Annotated in this window: 16 protein-coding genes; 5 read left to right on the top strand and 11 right to left on the bottom strand. The window is 43.0% G+C overall.

Annotation, left to right across the window (positions count from 1 at the left end; translation table 11 throughout):
* Positions 1-138 precede the first annotated feature (138 nt).
* Positions 139-480, top strand: a complete 342-nt coding sequence (locus AC6R16_RS22590) for an ArsR/SmtB family transcription factor (protein WP_004742710.1) — start codon at positions 139-141, stop codon at positions 478-480.
* 89 nt (positions 481-569) lie between these two features.
* The gene (arsB, locus tag AC6R16_RS22585; protein ID WP_500675784.1) at positions 570-1,640 is read left to right on the top strand and encodes an ACR3 family arsenite efflux transporter; all 1,071 of its coding nucleotides are present in this window, start codon (positions 570-572) and stop codon (positions 1,638-1,640) included.
* Between the two features lie 52 nt (positions 1,641-1,692).
* On the opposite strand, the gene AC6R16_RS22580 is transcribed toward arsB, so the two are convergent.
* The 6 genes from AC6R16_RS22580 to AC6R16_RS22555 all read right to left on the bottom strand — a co-directional run bounded on the left by AC6R16_RS22580 (position 1,693) and on the right by AC6R16_RS22555 (position 7,418).
* Positions 1,693-2,559, bottom strand: a complete 867-nt coding sequence (locus AC6R16_RS22580; RefSeq protein ID WP_500675783.1) for an EAL domain-containing protein — start codon at positions 2,557-2,559, stop codon at positions 1,693-1,695.
* A gap of 261 nt (positions 2,560-2,820) precedes the next feature.
* The gene (locus AC6R16_RS22575; RefSeq protein ID WP_004742707.1) at positions 2,821-3,216 is read right to left on the bottom strand and encodes a GFA family protein; all 396 of its coding nucleotides are present in this window, start codon (positions 3,214-3,216) and stop codon (positions 2,821-2,823) included.
* A 19-nt stretch (positions 3,217-3,235) separates the two neighbouring features.
* Positions 3,236-4,093 (bottom strand): mechanosensitive ion channel family protein, encoded by an 858-nt coding sequence (locus tag AC6R16_RS22570; RefSeq protein WP_500641032.1) that lies wholly within the window; start codon positions 4,091-4,093, stop codon positions 3,236-3,238.
* A gap of 159 nt (positions 4,094-4,252) precedes the next feature.
* The gene (locus tag AC6R16_RS22565; RefSeq protein ID WP_004742705.1) at positions 4,253-4,720 is read right to left on the bottom strand and encodes a DM13 domain-containing protein; all 468 of its coding nucleotides are present in this window, start codon (positions 4,718-4,720) and stop codon (positions 4,253-4,255) included.
* Between the two features lie 76 nt (positions 4,721-4,796).
* Positions 4,797-6,026: a peptidase T gene (gene pepT, locus AC6R16_RS22560; protein ID WP_500675782.1), complete on the bottom strand. Its 1,230-nt coding sequence runs from the start codon at positions 6,024-6,026 to the stop codon at positions 4,797-4,799.
* Positions 6,027-6,209: 183 nt separating this feature from the next.
* Complete coding sequence (locus AC6R16_RS22555; RefSeq protein WP_500641030.1) at positions 6,210-7,418, bottom strand: NupC/NupG family nucleoside CNT transporter; 1,209 nt, start codon at positions 7,416-7,418, stop codon at positions 6,210-6,212.
* 537 nt (positions 7,419-7,955) lie between these two features.
* Here AC6R16_RS22555 and AC6R16_RS22550 point away from each other — a divergent pair.
* Both AC6R16_RS22550 and AC6R16_RS22545 read left to right on the top strand, forming a co-directional pair.
* Positions 7,956-8,402, top strand: a complete 447-nt coding sequence (locus AC6R16_RS22550; protein ID WP_500675781.1) for an exoribonuclease R — start codon at positions 7,956-7,958, stop codon at positions 8,400-8,402.
* 122 nt (positions 8,403-8,524) lie between these two features.
* The gene (locus AC6R16_RS22545) at positions 8,525-9,445 is read left to right on the top strand and encodes a hypothetical protein (protein WP_500675780.1); all 921 of its coding nucleotides are present in this window, start codon (positions 8,525-8,527) and stop codon (positions 9,443-9,445) included.
* Positions 9,446-9,479: 34 nt separating this feature from the next.
* On the opposite strand, the gene AC6R16_RS22540 is transcribed toward AC6R16_RS22545, so the two are convergent.
* The 4 genes from AC6R16_RS22540 to AC6R16_RS22525 form a co-directional block, all read right to left on the bottom strand.
* A complete protein-coding gene (locus AC6R16_RS22540; protein ID WP_500675779.1) occupies positions 9,480-10,205 on the bottom strand; it encodes a carbonic anhydrase in 726 nt (241 codons plus the stop codon).
* A gap of 169 nt (positions 10,206-10,374) precedes the next feature.
* A complete protein-coding gene (locus tag AC6R16_RS22535; protein ID WP_500675778.1) occupies positions 10,375-11,472 on the bottom strand; it encodes a Fic family protein in 1,098 nt (365 codons plus the stop codon).
* A 301-nt stretch (positions 11,473-11,773) separates the two neighbouring features.
* Positions 11,774-12,805 (bottom strand): L-threonine 3-dehydrogenase, encoded by a 1,032-nt coding sequence (gene tdh, locus AC6R16_RS22530; RefSeq protein WP_500675777.1) that lies wholly within the window; start codon positions 12,803-12,805, stop codon positions 11,774-11,776.
* A complete protein-coding gene (locus tag AC6R16_RS22525; RefSeq protein ID WP_239855288.1) occupies positions 12,805-14,001 on the bottom strand; it encodes a glycine C-acetyltransferase in 1,197 nt (398 codons plus the stop codon). Before AC6R16_RS22525 ends, tdh begins: the two co-directional genes overlap by 1 nt.
* 225 nt (positions 14,002-14,226) lie before the next feature.
* On the opposite strand from AC6R16_RS22525, the gene AC6R16_RS22520 reads away from it, so the two are divergent.
* Entirely contained in the window at positions 14,227-15,141 is a 915-nt protein-coding gene (locus tag AC6R16_RS22520; protein WP_500675776.1) for a LysR family transcriptional regulator, read from the top strand.
* 29 nt (positions 15,142-15,170) lie between these two features.
* Here the strand turns inward: AC6R16_RS22520 and AC6R16_RS22515 are convergent.
* Positions 15,171-16,224, bottom strand: a 1,054-nt coding sequence (locus AC6R16_RS22515; RefSeq protein ID WP_500675775.1) for a PepSY-associated TM helix domain-containing protein, incomplete at its 5' end; no start/stop codon positions are given.

Here is a 16,224-nt window from a genome sequence, read left to right as displayed (position 1 = left end):
GCTATTTATAGTTAAGTCGCTCGTCTTGGGCGACTTGACCTTTTCGTTCAGAAACTCTTTGGTATTTATCTTGCGCGATGAAACTTGTCGGAGTATGATTAATCGTAATTCGACGATAGACTATAGAGTGAGTAGAAAATGTCTAATCCGTGCAGTAGCGCCAATACAAAAGCTTTCGAATCTTCAGAGCAAGATCTGGCGCTAGAACAGAAGTTCGCGACACAAGCGAAAGCCTTGTCTCACCCTGCTCGCGTCCGTATCGTGAAGATTCTTTTAAACTTAGAAAAGCTGGGTGGTTGTTTAAATAGCGATCTAGTCTCAGAGCTCGGTTTAGCGCAATCTACCGTATCTGAACATCTACGAATCCTTAAACAAGCTGGATTTATTAGCGCGGAATCAATACCACCTAAAGTCTGCTATCGTGTTGATAAAGCGGAAATTGAACAGTTTTCAAATCGTTACGCGTCGATATTTAGTTAACAGTTAACTTACATGCGGGAAGATATTATCTTCCCATTTTTTAATCCCTTACAATCGTCATTCGACGATAAACGAATGAGAGTGTTGCAATGAATCAACAAATCGCAACAAACCGCACGGCGCTATCGGCGGCCAACAACATGAGCTTTTTAGATCGTTACCTAACGGTATGGATTTTTGTTGCTATGGCTATTGGTATAGGTGTGGGTGTTGCTTTTCCTGAAGTCGCACAGTGGAATGAATCCATGTCCGTCGGAAGTACTAATATCCCGCTTGCTATTGGCTTAATCTTAATGATGTATCCTCCGTTGGCGAAGGTTAACTATGGTTTGTTAGGTAAGGTTCGAAAGGACAAAAAAGCAATCAAGTTGTCTTTGTTTATGAACTGGATTGTTGGCCCTATCCTAATGTTTGTCCTTGCTTTGGTATTCTTAGGCGATAAACCGGGCTACATGGTCGGTATCATTCTTATTGGTTTAGCAAGATGCATTGCAATGGTATTAGTTTGGAATGACATTGGCGGCGGCAACAAAGAGTACGGTGCTGCTCTGGTTGCATTGAACAGTGCATTCCAAATTGTAACATACAGCTTTATGGCATGGCTTTTCATCACTGTTCTTCCTCCTTTACTGGGATACCAAGGATTTGACGTCGATATCTCGATGATCGACATTGCAGAAAGCGTTTTGATTTATCTTGGTATACCGTTTTTAGCTGGTTTTCTCAGTCGTAAATGGTTAACTAAGTTAAAGGGAGAACAATGGTATAACGAGGTGTTTCTTCAACGTATCTCACCGATAACCTTGATCGCTTTGCTGGCTACTATTGTTCTGATGTTCAGTTTAAAAGGTGAAATGATTTTCGAACTGCCTATGGATGTGGTTCGAGTAGCGATTCCATTAGCGATTTACTTTGTCGTCATGTTCTTCGTTAGCTTCTTTGTCGGTAAGAAAATGGGGATCGATTATGATAAGAATGCCTCTATTGCATTTACAGCAACTGGTAACAACTTTGAATTAGCGATTGCAGTTAGTATTGCTGTGTTTGGTCTTAACTCTGAACAAGCATTTGCGGGTGTGATTGGCCCACTGATTGAAGTACCGGTTCTTATTGCACTAGTTAATGTAGCGCTGAGAATGAAAAAGAAGTACTACGCTTAGTTTATAGCTAGCCAAGACTAGGTGTTTATTCTCTAGTCTTGGCTTTGCAGCTTCAGCAGAATAATAGCTGCGAACGCACTTGTTCAAATGGCATCGGTTTGTAAAAGTAATACCCTTGTATCGACGCAATGCCCAAGCTTGAAATGAACTCAAGTTCTTCTTTTGTCTCTACCCCTTCTACGGTAATTTCCGCACCATAAAGTCTGACTAAGTCGGTTGTAAGACGGAACATTTCTCTACCATTTTTATTGCCAATGTTAGTCACTAACGAGCGGTCGATTTTAACTTTGTCGTATTCATAATTGATTAGGTTACCAATAGAGGAATACCCCGCGCCAAAATCATCTAGTGCAATGCTTACACCTGCACGTTTTAGCTTGGTGAACACTTTACGCATCAGGTTTTCGTCTTGAACCAGCACATCTTCAGTGATCTCTAATTCAACTTGATGATACTGGAGGTCACTTTGGTCAATCATCGAAAGTACGGAGTCAGCAAACCCTTTGATAAGGAAGGTTTGCGGCGAGACATTGAGCGAAACTTTAAAGTCGGGAACGACCGCTAACGGTGACACTTCCTGCAACGCTCTTTTGATGACCCAGGTATCGACTTCCGGTATTAGCCCCAACTTAGCAAAGCTTTGCAAAAATGTCGGAGGCGTAATGAGCCCTGTCGATGATCTGTGCCTAATTAAAACTTCGAGAGTCGTTATGCATTGTCTCTCTATATTCATTTGAGGTTGATAGTAGAGAATGAATTCACCGGATTGTTGAAGCTCTTTGATATGCAAATAGGCTCTTTTCTCTTCACCCTGACAGAGGAGAGCTCTACGCGCATTAAGTGATACGTGTAATTTATCGTGAAATAGCTTGTTAGTTTCTTCTGAGCTTACAAAAGGACAGATGAGATTTTCGTTCATTAAGGAATCAAACCAAATTTTATGAAATTGCAGTAGCGCTTGTGATAAGCGATGTGTTGCCAAAGACACAGAAATTCCTTAATGAAGTGGTCTATCCGTTTGCTGTGTTCAAACTGTGAGTAATAGACCACTAAGTTCATATTGGCAATTGAACGCACCATACTTGAAGTTTTTGGTTTGTTCTAATTAAACATTTGAATGTGACGATAACAAATGCTTATCAACACGATTGCTGCTGAAATTCTAGGGTGATTCAATTCATTAACGATCTGCTGGATGATTAACGCCATCATGCGTGACAATGTCACCTAAATCAAAAGGATTGACTCCTTCTAAACAGCCGACATTAAAGCCATATTCGTCAGGGAATGAGCGCCTTTGATGGTGGGTGTAAATCCCACAGTTCGAACAAAAGTAATGTTTAGCCGTGTTGGTATTAAACTGATACAGCTTAAGCTTATCTTCACCTTTGAGAATGCGAATACCATCTAACTTAACCGACGCGACAATAGCTCCCTTTCTACGGCATATAGAGCAATCACAGCGGCGGGGCTTCTCAATTCCATTTGGTAGGCTAAGCTCCAATTCAACCGCACCGCAGTGGCAACTCGCCTTATGTTTGGATTGTATTGGTGTGTTCCCTACTTGCTTAATCATTTATCCTCCTGACATTGTCTTATACTTTTTCTACTTCTTTTTCGTTTGAAAATCGCTCCTCATAGATTTGCATAAAGTCGGCACGAATTTCTTGTTCTAGATGTGTTGCCTTATCCGTTGGGCAGAACAGCATAAAGTGAACAATCTGCTCGCCTGTGCTGCCGCTAGTAATATGAATGTGAGGTTCTGCTCCTGGTAAATCGACACCTGCGTGCTTTTCAATCACCGTGTTGTAGCGCGTCGCCACCTCATAAAAGTAACTTGTGTGTCCATCGATCTTTTCTAGCATCGTCGGGATCAATGGATAAAGATTAACAAATTCGGGTACAACGATAGAAAAATCGTGGTACACATAGCGCTTCATAAAGTTGAGGTTTTTTACTGGATAGGTAAAAAACATGCTGTTTGGTAACGTCGCGGTTTTACCTGTGTAATGATACTGGCCGTGATGCAAATCAATTTCCTGGATGACCGTTGCCATCATATTGTGCTCGATGACTTCACCACAGATTTTTCCGACTTCAATCCAATCGCCAATACGGAATGAACGCGAGCTCGCGCGTTGAATCGATCCTGTGAAACAAAGAATGATCTCCTTTGAAGCGACGACGATTGCAACAGCGATAGCAGTTACTGAAAGTGCAAATTCATTGATCTCTGATTGCCAAAGAATGAACAGTAGAAGCACGGTAGTGATAAAGGTGCCATTCTTTGTTCGTGACATCCAACTGCGTTGTTCTTCTGACACAAATGCCACATCTCCACGAATCATGGAAAGAACCATTCGGCGAACAATTGAGATCAGAATAATGATTAACGCGGTGAAAACGAGTTTGTGAGTTAGAAGAAAATCGATTACGGCTTGTACTTTCTCCACGCTCTGCTCCTATTATTGAAAAGGGGCAAAAGCCCCTTTGTTTAGTTTGTATTTTTGTAGTTTTACATGCGTAAGAACAAACTTCCCACACATCTCACGAGAGATCTAGTATCGCGATGCAATATTGCAATAGATGTTCTGAACCTAGACAAGTTTGAGTTATTTATAACGCGCTGAGGTAATGAACTCGCCAAAAGTCTCGCACCAGACAATAACCGTATTGTAGTCCTGAATAGCAAAATCTTGAGGGAGATTTACGGTAAATCGATCGAAGCTCTTTACTTCCCCAACCTGCACCATCGTCTGCTTTTGAGCATTAAAATCTGCCTCTGTTTCAACAAATGTTGGTGAAAAGTACAGTTTATAATCAGGCCCAGGAGCTAACTCACCGACAAAGGCCACTTTATCTGCACTGATCGAGACGGAACCCTCACCCCAGTGGAGAAAATCACTGTCTTTGCGGTCTTTCTGAAATGAGGCGTTATAAATTGCGTTGTTAGTAACGGTTTGAACGTCGCTCATGCTTGGAGATGTTGGTTGGATAAGGATGGGCAACGCATAAATTCCGAGAGCGAAGCCCAATCCAATACACGCACAATGCGTAATGATCAAAAGGAGTTTTTTCATCCTGATATCCATTGAAGTAATCTATATTAATAAATGTATATGATTTTCAATGAAATATCAGGTTTACGTTAGGTGTTTATTGGTATTTAAGTGCTGTTTTCTCTGCAATAGTCACAATTACTTTGACGGCTTGCTCCATACCTTCGATAGAAATGAACTCATGAATACCATGGAAGTTGTAGCCACCTGTAAATATGTTCGGGCAAGGTAGTCCCATAAATGACAGTCTTGCTCCGTCTGTTCCGCCACGAATCGGTTTAATTTGTGGTTCAACGTCGCAAGCAATCATGGCTTCTTTCGCTAATTCAATGACATGAGGGAATGGCTCTACTTGTTCTCTCATATTGAAATAGCTGTCAGTCAGTTTTAGTTCTACACGTCCATGTTCAAGCTTCTCATTGAGCTCTGCCACTTTATCAACCATGAATTGCTTACGCTGCTCTTGAGCATCACGTTCGAAATCTCGAATGATATAACCTAGTTCGCTTCTCGCGACTGACATTTCGGCTGATTTAAGGTGATAGAAACCTTCATAGCCTTCTGTACATTCTGGCGTTTCCGTAGCAGGCATCATCAATTGAAATTGTGCGGCAATGTTCATGGAATTAATCATTTTGTTTTTGGCCGTACCCGGGTGAACATTCACACCATAACAAATTACATCGGCGCTGGTGGCATTAAAGTTCTCGTATTCAAGTTCACCAACGGGGCCACCATCAATGGTATACGCCCATTTTGCGCCAAATTTTTCGACATTAAATAGGTCCGCACCGCGACCAATTTCTTCATCTGGGGTGAAACCAACACAAATATCACCGTGTGGTATCTCCGGATTTTTAATTAACTCTGAAATCGCAGACAGGATCTCGGCGATCCCTGCTTTGTTATCTGCGCCTAGAAGTGTTGTTCCATCGGTTGTAATCAAATTATGACCATGTAATTTATGAAGTTCAGGATACTGTATTGGTGAAAGTACCTCATCTCCTTTACCAAGTGCGATATCACCACCTTGGTAATCATCAATTATCTGCGGTTTTACATTTTCACCAGACGCGTCAGGCGCTGTATCCATATGGGCGATAAACCCGATTGCAGGTACCTCGTAATCGACGTTACTTGGAAGTTTCGCCATCAAGTAACCGTTGTGGTCCAAAGATACATTGGATAAACCGAGTTCTTGCAGTTCTGTCTTCAAAAATTGGGCAAACGTAAGCTGGCCTTCACTACTCGGGCAAACAGAATTTGCTGGGTCTGATTGAGTATTAAAAGCTACATAGCGCAAAAAGCGTTGAACTAATTCATTCATAGTAAGATCTCTTATAATTCTGATTGAACTTAGAACATCCTACGCCTTCTGATTAGCGAATTTTTGCTATAAATCAGGTTTTAAGCAATCAGTGCCATACATGATGTAATTTTAGGTTTCAGTATTTTGGGTATAAAAAAACCGAACAGTTTCCTGTTCGGTTTATAAACGTTCTTATAAAGCTTATAGCAAGATAAAGATTCCAGCTAAACACGCGCTCATTAGGTTAGCCAACGTGCCAGCTAGCACTGCTTTAATACCCAGGTTAGCGACCTCAGAACGGCGCTCTGGCGCAATTACACCAATTGAACCAAGCTGGATGGCGATTGAGCCTATATTAGCGAAGCCACATAAGGCGAAGGTGACAATGACCTGAGTATGTTCAGATAACATTGCTTTGTGCTCAACGAAGTCAATAAATGCAACAAACTCATTCATTACAATCTTTTGACCAATGTATGAGCCCGCCATTAGTACTTCATTTGACGGTACGCCAATTAACCATGCAAGCGGTGAAAACAGGTAGCCAAATAGCGCTTGAAGAGTCACTCCGGTAAAACCGGCAACTTCGCCTAAACTTTCAAGGCCAGTGTTTACCATAGCGATCACACTAACAAACGCGATTAGCATAGTACCCACTGCAACAGCGACCTTCATGCCGTTCATCGCGCCACTTGCAAGCGCATCGATAACATTGCTCTCTTGAGCTTTGTCCATCTCGATATCGGATTGATCGATTGGCGTTTCACGCTCAGGAACAATGATCTTAGCCATCATCAAGCTACCCGGAGCCGCCATGAAGCTTGCAGCAATCAGGTATTTCAGTTCTACACCTAAACCTGCGTATCCGCCAAGTACACTACCTGCTACGGAAGCCATACCACCGGCCATTACCGCAAAGAGTTCAGAACGAGTCATACGAGAAAGGAATGGACGAACAAGAAGTGGAGACTCGCCTTGAGAAAGGAATATGTTGCCAGTTGCAACAAGAGACTCAGCTTTACTCGTGCCTAGAAACTTCTGAATACCACCACCGATAAACTCGATGACTTTCTGCATGATACCAAGGTAATAGAGTGCTGAGATAAGGGCACTAAAGAAGATAATGATAGGAAGAACACGAACCGCGAAAATAAAGCCTGTATTAGCAAGGTCACCGAACAGGAATCCAATCCCTTCATCGGCAAAACCAAGCAAGCTAGAAACACCGCTACTTAGACTTGTTAGGGCAGCTTGACCCCACGGGAAATAAAGCACCAGGGCGGCAAAACCGACTTGAAGTAACAGCGCACGAGACACTGTTTTCCAGTTAATTGATTTACGACTTTCAGATAGTAAAACCGCACACAATAACAATGCGATTACACCGATTAAGCCAAACAAAACATTCATTAAAGATTACCTCTACAAGCATTGAATAGGCAGCTGGTCCGGTCCATGGGGTCATTCACCATTCCCTGTGACGGCTTGTATTGGTAGAGCTGTTACTCTCAACCGGGCGGAAATTATAGCGCCAGATATGAGATATTCATCACATATTTTCACGCAAACGTTCAACCGTTCACTCAGTAACCAAACTTATGCATGAATAGCTACTGAATCTTTTCAAACTCCCATTTGTACTGTTTGGGCAATATGAACTCTATTGCTATAAAACATTGAACTAAGATCACAGTATTGAGCAATATACATTACAAAACTCATCATAAAGTTTGCGGTTCTAGGGAAAGCATCTAATTTTAAGTAAGAATTCTTAACGTACTTTTTGGTAACAAAAATAGATTCTCTAACAACGTCAATGGCTACTAGCAAACACAACGAATATTGCCCCGCAGATTTGGCGGGGCTTTTTTATGTTGGGCTTTCAAGTAGTAATTATTGTTAAAATCGTTAGAATACCTACCCATTTAATTTTGCCAAAAGACCAGCATGCAACGTGATTACACTTATCATTGCTTAACTCAGATGCCACGAGAAGAGCTAGAAGAACTCAGCCTAAGAATGGTTCACCGTTTGGTGCCAGAGGAATCTATGACTGAGCTTTTTACTTTTGATTTAGATGAAGCTGAAGACGATGATAAGCTTCAAGAAGCGCAATTCGACGCGATGTTGCGCATGAGCGCTATCGCGCTTAACGAGCTCCCTGCTCTGTTTGAAGAATCAGAAAGCAAGAAACAAAATATTGAGCGTATGCAGCGCTTGTTATTGTGGCATTTCTACTCGGTTTCTTTTCATCTTGAACGAGCGATCCCTCTCGAGACTCATTGCAATCACGTTGAAATTATTGTCAAACAGTCCCCACAAAATGCTCTTGAATGGGTAACGACGCTGACCGATCTGCTACGCCAGTACGCACAGATAGCTCAAGGTAAATAAAGATTTCGCCAACCGTTATTAGGTTGGCTCTATGAATTTATTACCGTGATTCGATAAAGTATTGACCTTCTGAATATGTTTTCGACATACTCTATCTCTAAGCCCCAGAATGTATTAGTCAATTGCGCTACCTAGTTCTCATCTCTACCTTTTTATCTGCAGCAACGTACGCCGATGGTGAAATCGATTACTCCGATTGCCATAGCCAGCCTGATAGCGCTCAAATCCTTGATTCAGCTTTTAACTATGTGAATACCAAGCTTTGCGAGCCTGCGATCTGGTTCGACAGTTTTTTCGTTGATGAGCGTTCCGATCAAGACGCGCGAGCTGGTAGCACCGTCCGTTGGAGAAATGACTTCTCGTATGTCGAGGGTAAAGGATACAAGTTTAAGACTCGATTCAAAGCACGGTTTCATTTGCCGAAAGTGACCAAGCGTTTAAAAGTGGTCTTCGAATCAGACGAAGAAGACGGCCTATTCGACCTGTTTCCTCAAACTGGCGAAGATGCAGAGAATACGCTTGGTCTTAGGTACGATTGGCTGAGTAAAGAACGCTATAGTTTTAACCTTAAGGTCAATGCGAAACCAGGTATCGAAGGACGTTTTCGATATACCTACCCCATTAGTGACGATTGGTTACTGCGCGTTACTCAAAAGTTATATCAGAAGAAAAGCGTTACGGGTGAATCTACCGATATTGACTTAGATTATTCGATAAATCGTGAGTTTTTGCTTCGCTGGAGCAACTACGCCCTGTATGAAAGTGATATTAAAGGTTGGGAAGTGGGTACAGGTTTAACGCTCTATCAGCATATATCTGACCAACAGGCACTTAGCTATCAAGTAAGCACCACAGGAACCAATCGACCTTTTCATTACATTACGAACACACATGTATCAGTCACATACAGGCAAAACTTTTGGCGCTCCTGGTTGTTTTACGAGTTAATACCTGAATACAACTGGAATCGTGAAGAAGATACGCAAAGAGCAGGTGAAGCAAAAGCAACGTTTCGATTAGAAGTCCTGTTTAACAATATATAAAAAGCGCCAGATCAAACTGGCGCTGTGTGCTTCTTTATTCGTTGTCTAGCACCAAACGGGCATTCTTTGCTTGTATCGGTCTATTGTTTTGTCCCATGACTCGTTTAAGCAATTGGGTTTGGTCCTTACTTAAAGTCTGCGGTTGCTTTAGAACAAACCAGCGAACACCTTCCGAACATGGCGGCGTTGTTAGTGAGCCGTTAAAGCGATAGTAGTGCTCTGTATCCGGGATCATATCCGCTACGTTAATAGAATGATTCAACGAAACAGTTTCACCTGACTTTGGTAATGTCTCTAGTAGAGTGGTAATTTCACTATTGTTAGTTGGAGACGTGTTATACATAACAGCTAGCACCGCTAGGTTGCCATTGCTATCCGCATTTACGAAGTGAGCTTCGAGTGGGAAACTTTGACTCTTGATTAGATTTTCTGATGGTGTATGAAAGTGAAACTGAACGAGGTTAAACGCCTTGCCATCAACAGTGAAAGTATTATCTCCTTCAACCACTCCTTGTAGCGTATGTCCATTGTTGGTCAGTGCTGTGACCTGTCCAGAATAATCTAGATTTAACTCTGCGATGTTTGCTGCTACTTGATCTTTAACGTCTATTGGGCTTTGGTTCTTCCCTGTTTCACACTCTGCTCCAAACTTTCCCCAGTGCTCTGGTCCTGTATCTCCTTCATAACTCCATTGTGCTGAATGTGCAGTAGTAACGACTAGCGCTGTTGCTAAGCCAATTGATAATAGTGTTTTGTTCATTTTTATTCCTATCTTTCACTAACGTTGATTTGCCATAATACGTTGGTGAGAAATGCCATGAACAGATAGAAAACTATGATTACCTACAATAGTTGGAAGCAGGTGCAAAGGATTTGAAATCTATATAAATATCAATGAATTATTATGAGAGTTTACGCTGTTTTTAACTTTACTTAGCAAGCACATACCGAGTACTTCGTCCCGCACCTGATTTCACTAAACACCCCTGCTCTACTAACGCAGTTAAATGACGAGTCGCTGTAGGTTTGCTGACTTTCGCCACTTTGTGATACTGGGAGGTATTGATACCATCAGCAAAGTCACCGTCAAGCATTCTATTTAGAACTTTCACTTGCTCTGCCCCTAGCCGAGTCTGATCGACATCTCGCCAGAAATTGGTTTTAAATACCGTTTGTTGAATCTCTTTTAAGACCTCATCAAAGGTTTCATTCAGTACGTCGAGAAACCAGACTACCCAGTCGGTAATATCGACATCACCCTTCTGCGTTTTTTCTAATATTTCATAGTAGCTTTTGCGATTTGCAAGTATGCCTACTGACATCGCATAAAAACGAACTGATTGCTGATCCGCTTGAGCTAGAGCTAAATCGGTTAACAAACGCGTGATTCGCCCATTACCATCATCGAGTGGATGCAGAGTAACAAACCACAGGTGTGTGATGGCCGCTCGAAGCAATGGATCCAAAGTCGAGTCTTGCCTTGAATGATTGAACCAAGCGACGAACTGTTCAAGATCCTTATCAAGCCTCTCTCTCCCCGGTGCTTCAAAGTGAACAATTGGTCTATCGATTCTCCCCGATACTACCTGCATGGGCGCAGTCCCTCTGAGTTGACCGCCAACAACAGGGTTGAACAGCGTGTAGCCTTCAGGGAAAAGTCTATCGTGCCAATGTAGGATTCTTTCTAAGGTAAGAGGCGCATCAAGATTATCGACGGCATCAAGCATAATCTCGGCAAGCCCATCTGTTTGTTCCGTCGTTGGGAAAGGACGCTCTTCTGTCAAACCGAGTTTGTTCGCGAGCGAAGAACGAACTGAAAATGCGTTCAGTTTTTCACCCTCTATCGCACTAGAATGGACTATGTTGGCTAACAAGGTATCGAGCATACTTTGGTTCTGATCATGAGGCTGGCTAGTCATCCTACCCAGTAAGACACCTTGGTTTAGTCGTGTCTTCCTAAGCAAAGGATCTACGGCCGTTTCATCCCAACAAAAGTGAGGCCAATTTGTTTGCTCCCAGATCCACATAACAACACCTTGATTTGAAAATTGCTCTTATTCAACTCATATTATGATTTGAATAACTAAATTATTCAACTCATGTAGTGATTCGATTAAGTCCCTTATTCGAATAACCCGTTAACTAGAAATGGGAAAATCTACAAGGCACTATTGCTGGATACAAAAAAGACGCCTCGATTTAACTCGAGGCGTCATTCAGTTCTTGGGTCATTTCTAGGTGGAAATCAGGGCTATTTGTTACTATTCACTGTCCGGGTAACCGATAACCAGTTAGCTAGCAAAATGCCATAATCAACCTAGTATCTCCCTACTCCCAATCTAGGATAACTTTTCCTGACTTACCGCTACGCATAGCGTCAAAGCCTTGTTGGAAATCATCAATCTTAAAGTGGTGAGTGATAATTGGCGTTAGATCTAGACCTGACTGGATTAGTGAAGCCATCTTGTACCATGTCTCAAACATTTCACGACCATAGATGCCTTTGATCACCAAACCTTTGAAGATTACTTGGTTCCAATCGATACCCATATCTGATGGTGGAATACCTAGTAGTGCGATACGGCCACCGTGATTCATTGTTTTAAGCATCGAGTTGAACGCAGAAGGTACGCCAGACATTTCAAGACCAACATCAAAGCCTTCTGTCATGTCAAGCTCTTCCATAACGTCTTCAAGCTTTTGCTCAGCAACGTTTACTGCGCGAGTCACGCCCATTTTACGAGCTAAATCTAAGCGGTATTCGTTCACGTCAGTAATGACAACGTGACGAGCACCTACGTGTTTAGCGACTGCTGCCGCCATGATACCAATAGGACCTGCGCCGGTAATTAATACGTCTTCGCCAACAAGATCAAAAGACAGCGCCGTATGAACAGCGTTACCAAACGGGTCAAAGATAGAGGCTAAATCGTCAGAGATACCTTCAGGGATCTTAAATGCGTTAAATGCAGGAATAACAAGATATTCAGCGAACGCACCTTCACGGTTAACACCCACGCCGACAGTATTACGACATAAGTGTGTACGGCCGCCGCGACAGTTACGACAGTGACCACAGGTAATATGGCCTTCACCCGATACGCGGTCGCCAATTTCAAAACCGCGAACTTCTTGGCCAATACCTACCACTTCACCGACGTATTCATGGCCGACAACCATAGGCACAGGGATTGTGTTTTGCGACCACTCATCCCAGTTATAGATGTGAACGTCAGTACCACAGATTGCCGTTTTCTTAATACGGATAAGAAGATCATTGTGACCAAGCTCTGGCTTGTCCACTTCTGTCATCCAGATGCCTTCTTCAGGCTTAAGTTTTGATAGTGCTTTGATTTTCATTATTTAATGATCTCCATGTCACGACCTACTTCGATAAATGCATCGATCGCTCGGTCTAGCTGCTCACGTGAGTGTGCTGCTGACATTTGTGTACGGATACGCGCTTGACCTTTTGGTACGACTGGGAATGAGAACCCAATAACATAGATACCTTTTTCAAGAGCGCGCTCTGCAAACTCGGCCGCTACTTTAGCGTCGCCAAGCATGATTGGAATGATTGCGTGGTCTGCACCCCCCATAGTGAAACCTGCCGCTTCCATACGCGTACGGAAATGCGCTGCGTTTTCCCATAGTTGGTCACGTAGGTCGCCGCTTTGCTCTAGAAGGTCAAGAACGCGGATAGAAGCGTTAACAATCGCCGGCGCAACTGAGTTCGAGAACAAGTAAGGACGCGAGCGCTGACGTAGCCAATCGATGACTTCCGCTTTACCAGATGTGTAACCACCTGAAGCACCACCCATCGCTTTACCTAGCGTACCTGTAATAATGTCGATGCGGTCCACAACATCATGGTATTCGTGTGTGCCCGCACCGGTTTTACCCATAAAACCAACAGCGTGAGAATCATCAACCATAGTCAATGCGCCGTACTTATCTGCTAGGTCACAGATAGCTGGTAGGTTTGCTACCACACCGTCCATAGAGAACACACCGTCAGTCACGATAAGAATATGACGAGCACCCGCTTCTTTAGCCGCGATAAGTTGCTGCTCTAGCTCTTCCATGTTGTTGTTCGAGTAGCGGAAGCGCATAGCTTTACACAGACGAACACCATCAATGATTGAAGCGTGGTTAAGAGCATCAGAAATGATTGCATCTTCTTTGCCTAGAATGGTTTCAAATAGGCCTGCGTTCGCATCGAAACAAGAGGTGTAAAGAATCGTATCTTCTTTACCTAGGAACTTAGACAGTTTTTGTTCTAGTTCTTTATGGATGTCTTGTGTACCACAGATAAAGCGAACAGAAGCCATACCGAAACCGTGTACGTCCATACCTTGCTTACCCGCTTCAATTAGCTCTGGGTGGTTCGCAAGACCAAGGTAGTTGTTTGCACAGAAGTTAAGTACTTCTTCACCAGTAGAGATCTTAACAGCCGCTTGCTGCTGAGACGTAATCACACGCTCTGACTTGTAAAGACCCTCAGCCTTTACTTCTTCAATTTGGGTTTGAATCTGTTCGTAGAATGCAGAAGACATTTCAAATTCCTTCCTAGTTATTATGCGCATTGCTTATTGTAAGGTTCTAGCCGATTGCTAGAGCCAAAATCTGATGTTGTAAGTGTAATTCAAGCACGTGTTTTTCATTATCCCGTTAGTTGGAAAAACATTATTGAATCTAAGGCACAAATAACGCCTTTTAATGATGACCGTCACATTTATAGGGTATAGAATGGCTATAAATAGTTATTTGAAGCCATTGAAATGAAGAATACGAAGTTGATTGCGCTACTTCCCGATCTAGCGAGCTTTATTCTGATCGTTGATGAAGGGAGTTTTACTGCTGCGGCTAAGATTCTCGATGTGACCCCTTCTGCACTTAGCAAATTGGTAACGCGACTAGAGACATCCCTTTCCGTCAAATTGTTCGAGCGCACTACGCGTAAGTTGATTATCACCCACTCTGGTCAACAGGTGTATGACCAAGCTTTAGTGATGGTAGATGCGGCAAAGCGCGCTGTAGAACTCTCGACAACAGACCATCAAGATATGTCCGGCGCATTAACAGTTGCAGCGCCTGAAGCATTCTTAAACTCCGTATTACAGCCCCATGTTGTACCGTTTTTACAAAAGTACCCTGAAATACAGCTAAAATTGCGCGCGGCAGATGGTGAAATCGACCTAATCCGTGATGGTATTGATGTTGCGTTTAAACTGACGGATAAGCCTGACGAGAACTTGGTACTCAAAGAAGTCAGTAAAACCAACTTAGTTCTTTGTGCCAGCCCCGACTACATTGCCAAACGAGGGATGCCTAAACACCCAACAGAACTGACTGAACACGATTGCCTCTACCTCGCAGAAACCGACAGCGATCATATATGGGATTTCTTTAAAGAAGACGAGTATCACTCAGTGGGAGTCTCAGGTCGTTACGCGGTCAACCATTCACAGATGCGATTGACGGGCGTTAAAAATGCGCTAGGTATTGGCATTTTTCATGACTTTGTTGTCTCAGAGGCGATTGAAAACAACGAAGTGATTCCTGTACTCGCTGATTGGACGATAAAAAGTAATTATCATGGCGCAATCGCCATGCAATACCCGCAAAACAAATACATGCCAGCCCGATTGCGTGGATTTATTGATTACATGACGCAACAGTTGAGCGCAAGATAAGAACAAGCCCCGAAATCGGGGCTTGTTCTTTATGACAAATAGGCTTTCAATTTTGGACTTCGTTTTACGAGCAAGGTATCTAGGATTAACACGCTAACGATGGTCACGCCAGCCAAAGGGAAAAGAACGCTCACCAATATTATGGTTGCGGCGCCAACCTTCCAAATACCGTCTTGTTCGAAACGGGCTGGCACACCCAACTTATTCTGATTAGACGGGCGACGTACCCACCACATCAAAGCCCCGGTAACTGAAATAACGATAAACGCTAAACAGAAGAAAACATTCAGCAATTTATTTACGATGCTTAAATCACCTTGGTGAAGTGAAACCCCAGCGGCCATCAACTTAGCGACAACATTGTAGTCATCCCAAGTAACATCAATGAGCACTTCTCCAGTGTATTGGTCAAAGTGTGTCGTCCTATCTTTTCTTGGGTCAGTAACATCTCCCGCCATTGAGTTAGCAGATACCGTGTAAACGCCAGTCTCAGATTGAGGTAAGTAGACTTTAAATTGGGTGAAGCCGAGTGATGTTGCTTTGCTTATGATGTCATCGATTCCTACGCTCTGAGAGATATCGAAAGGTTGAGCAGAATGATGCTCGTGGTGACCCCCATGATGCCCTTGCGATTCAGGCACTGCAGCGAGTTCTAAGTTCCAAGGCATTTCTTCCTCACTACCGTGGTTTAAGTTTGCGTGAATTAAAGAAGATTGCGGTTTCTCCCCCCACGTGTAATAGGTAGGGAATGTATTCCAACCTTGGACCATTTTGGCGCCCCATACCCCTGCCCATGCAAGACCGGAAAGCAGAAACAGCAGTAAAACGATCGAAAGTGTTCCCCCTAAGTTGGCGTGGAGATCTCGCATTAGAACACGCGAACCACTACGCATACGTATTTTGAGAAAACCCGCCTTAGTGGCGTTATCTTTTGGTAACCACAGATAAATGCCGCTTACCAACAGCAGAATGCCTAAACTCGCAGACACTTCAATCAAGTAATCACCCGATTTACCAATCAGCAATGTTCCATGGATATCGTTAGCAAGTTGATACCAACTGTCACTGCGATCGATTTCGCCT

It is taken from the genome of Vibrio sp. R10-SG3-ISO10 (assembly GCF_059834185.1).
This window is presented reverse-complemented; position numbering and strand designations above follow the sequence as displayed.

Coding starts and splice junctions, on each gene's coding strand:
- AC6R16_RS22590 (WP_004742710.1), top strand. CDS start 139: ATGTCTAATCCGTGCAGTAGCGCCAATACAAAAGCTTTCGAATCTTCA.
- arsB (WP_500675784.1), top strand. CDS start 570: ATGAATCAACAAATCGCAACAAACCGCACGGCGCTATCGGCGGCCAAC.
- AC6R16_RS22580 (WP_500675783.1), bottom strand. CDS start 2,559: ATGAACGAAAATCTCATCTGTCCTTTTGTAAGCTCAGAAGAAACTAAC.
- AC6R16_RS22575 (WP_004742707.1), bottom strand. CDS start 3,216: ATGATTAAGCAAGTAGGGAACACACCAATACAATCCAAACATAAGGCG.
- AC6R16_RS22565 (WP_004742705.1), bottom strand. CDS start 4,720: ATGAAAAAACTCCTTTTGATCATTACGCATTGTGCGTGTATTGGATTG.
- pepT (WP_500675782.1), bottom strand. CDS start 6,026: ATGAATGAATTAGTTCAACGCTTTTTGCGCTATGTAGCTTTTAATACT.
- AC6R16_RS22555 (WP_500641030.1), bottom strand. CDS start 7,418: ATGAATGTTTTGTTTGGCTTAATCGGTGTAATCGCATTGTTATTGTGT.
- AC6R16_RS22550 (WP_500675781.1), top strand. CDS start 7,956: ATGCAACGTGATTACACTTATCATTGCTTAACTCAGATGCCACGAGAA.
- AC6R16_RS22540 (WP_500675779.1), bottom strand. CDS start 10,205: ATGAACAAAACACTATTATCAATTGGCTTAGCAACAGCGCTAGTCGTT.
- AC6R16_RS22535 (WP_500675778.1), bottom strand. CDS start 11,472: ATGTGGATCTGGGAGCAAACAAATTGGCCTCACTTTTGTTGGGATGAA.
- tdh (WP_500675777.1), bottom strand. CDS start 12,805: ATGAAAATCAAAGCACTATCAAAACTTAAGCCTGAAGAAGGCATCTGG.
- AC6R16_RS22525 (WP_239855288.1), bottom strand. CDS start 14,001: ATGTCTTCTGCATTCTACGAACAGATTCAAACCCAAATTGAAGAAGTA.
- AC6R16_RS22520 (WP_500675776.1), top strand. CDS start 14,227: ATGAAGAATACGAAGTTGATTGCGCTACTTCCCGATCTAGCGAGCTTT.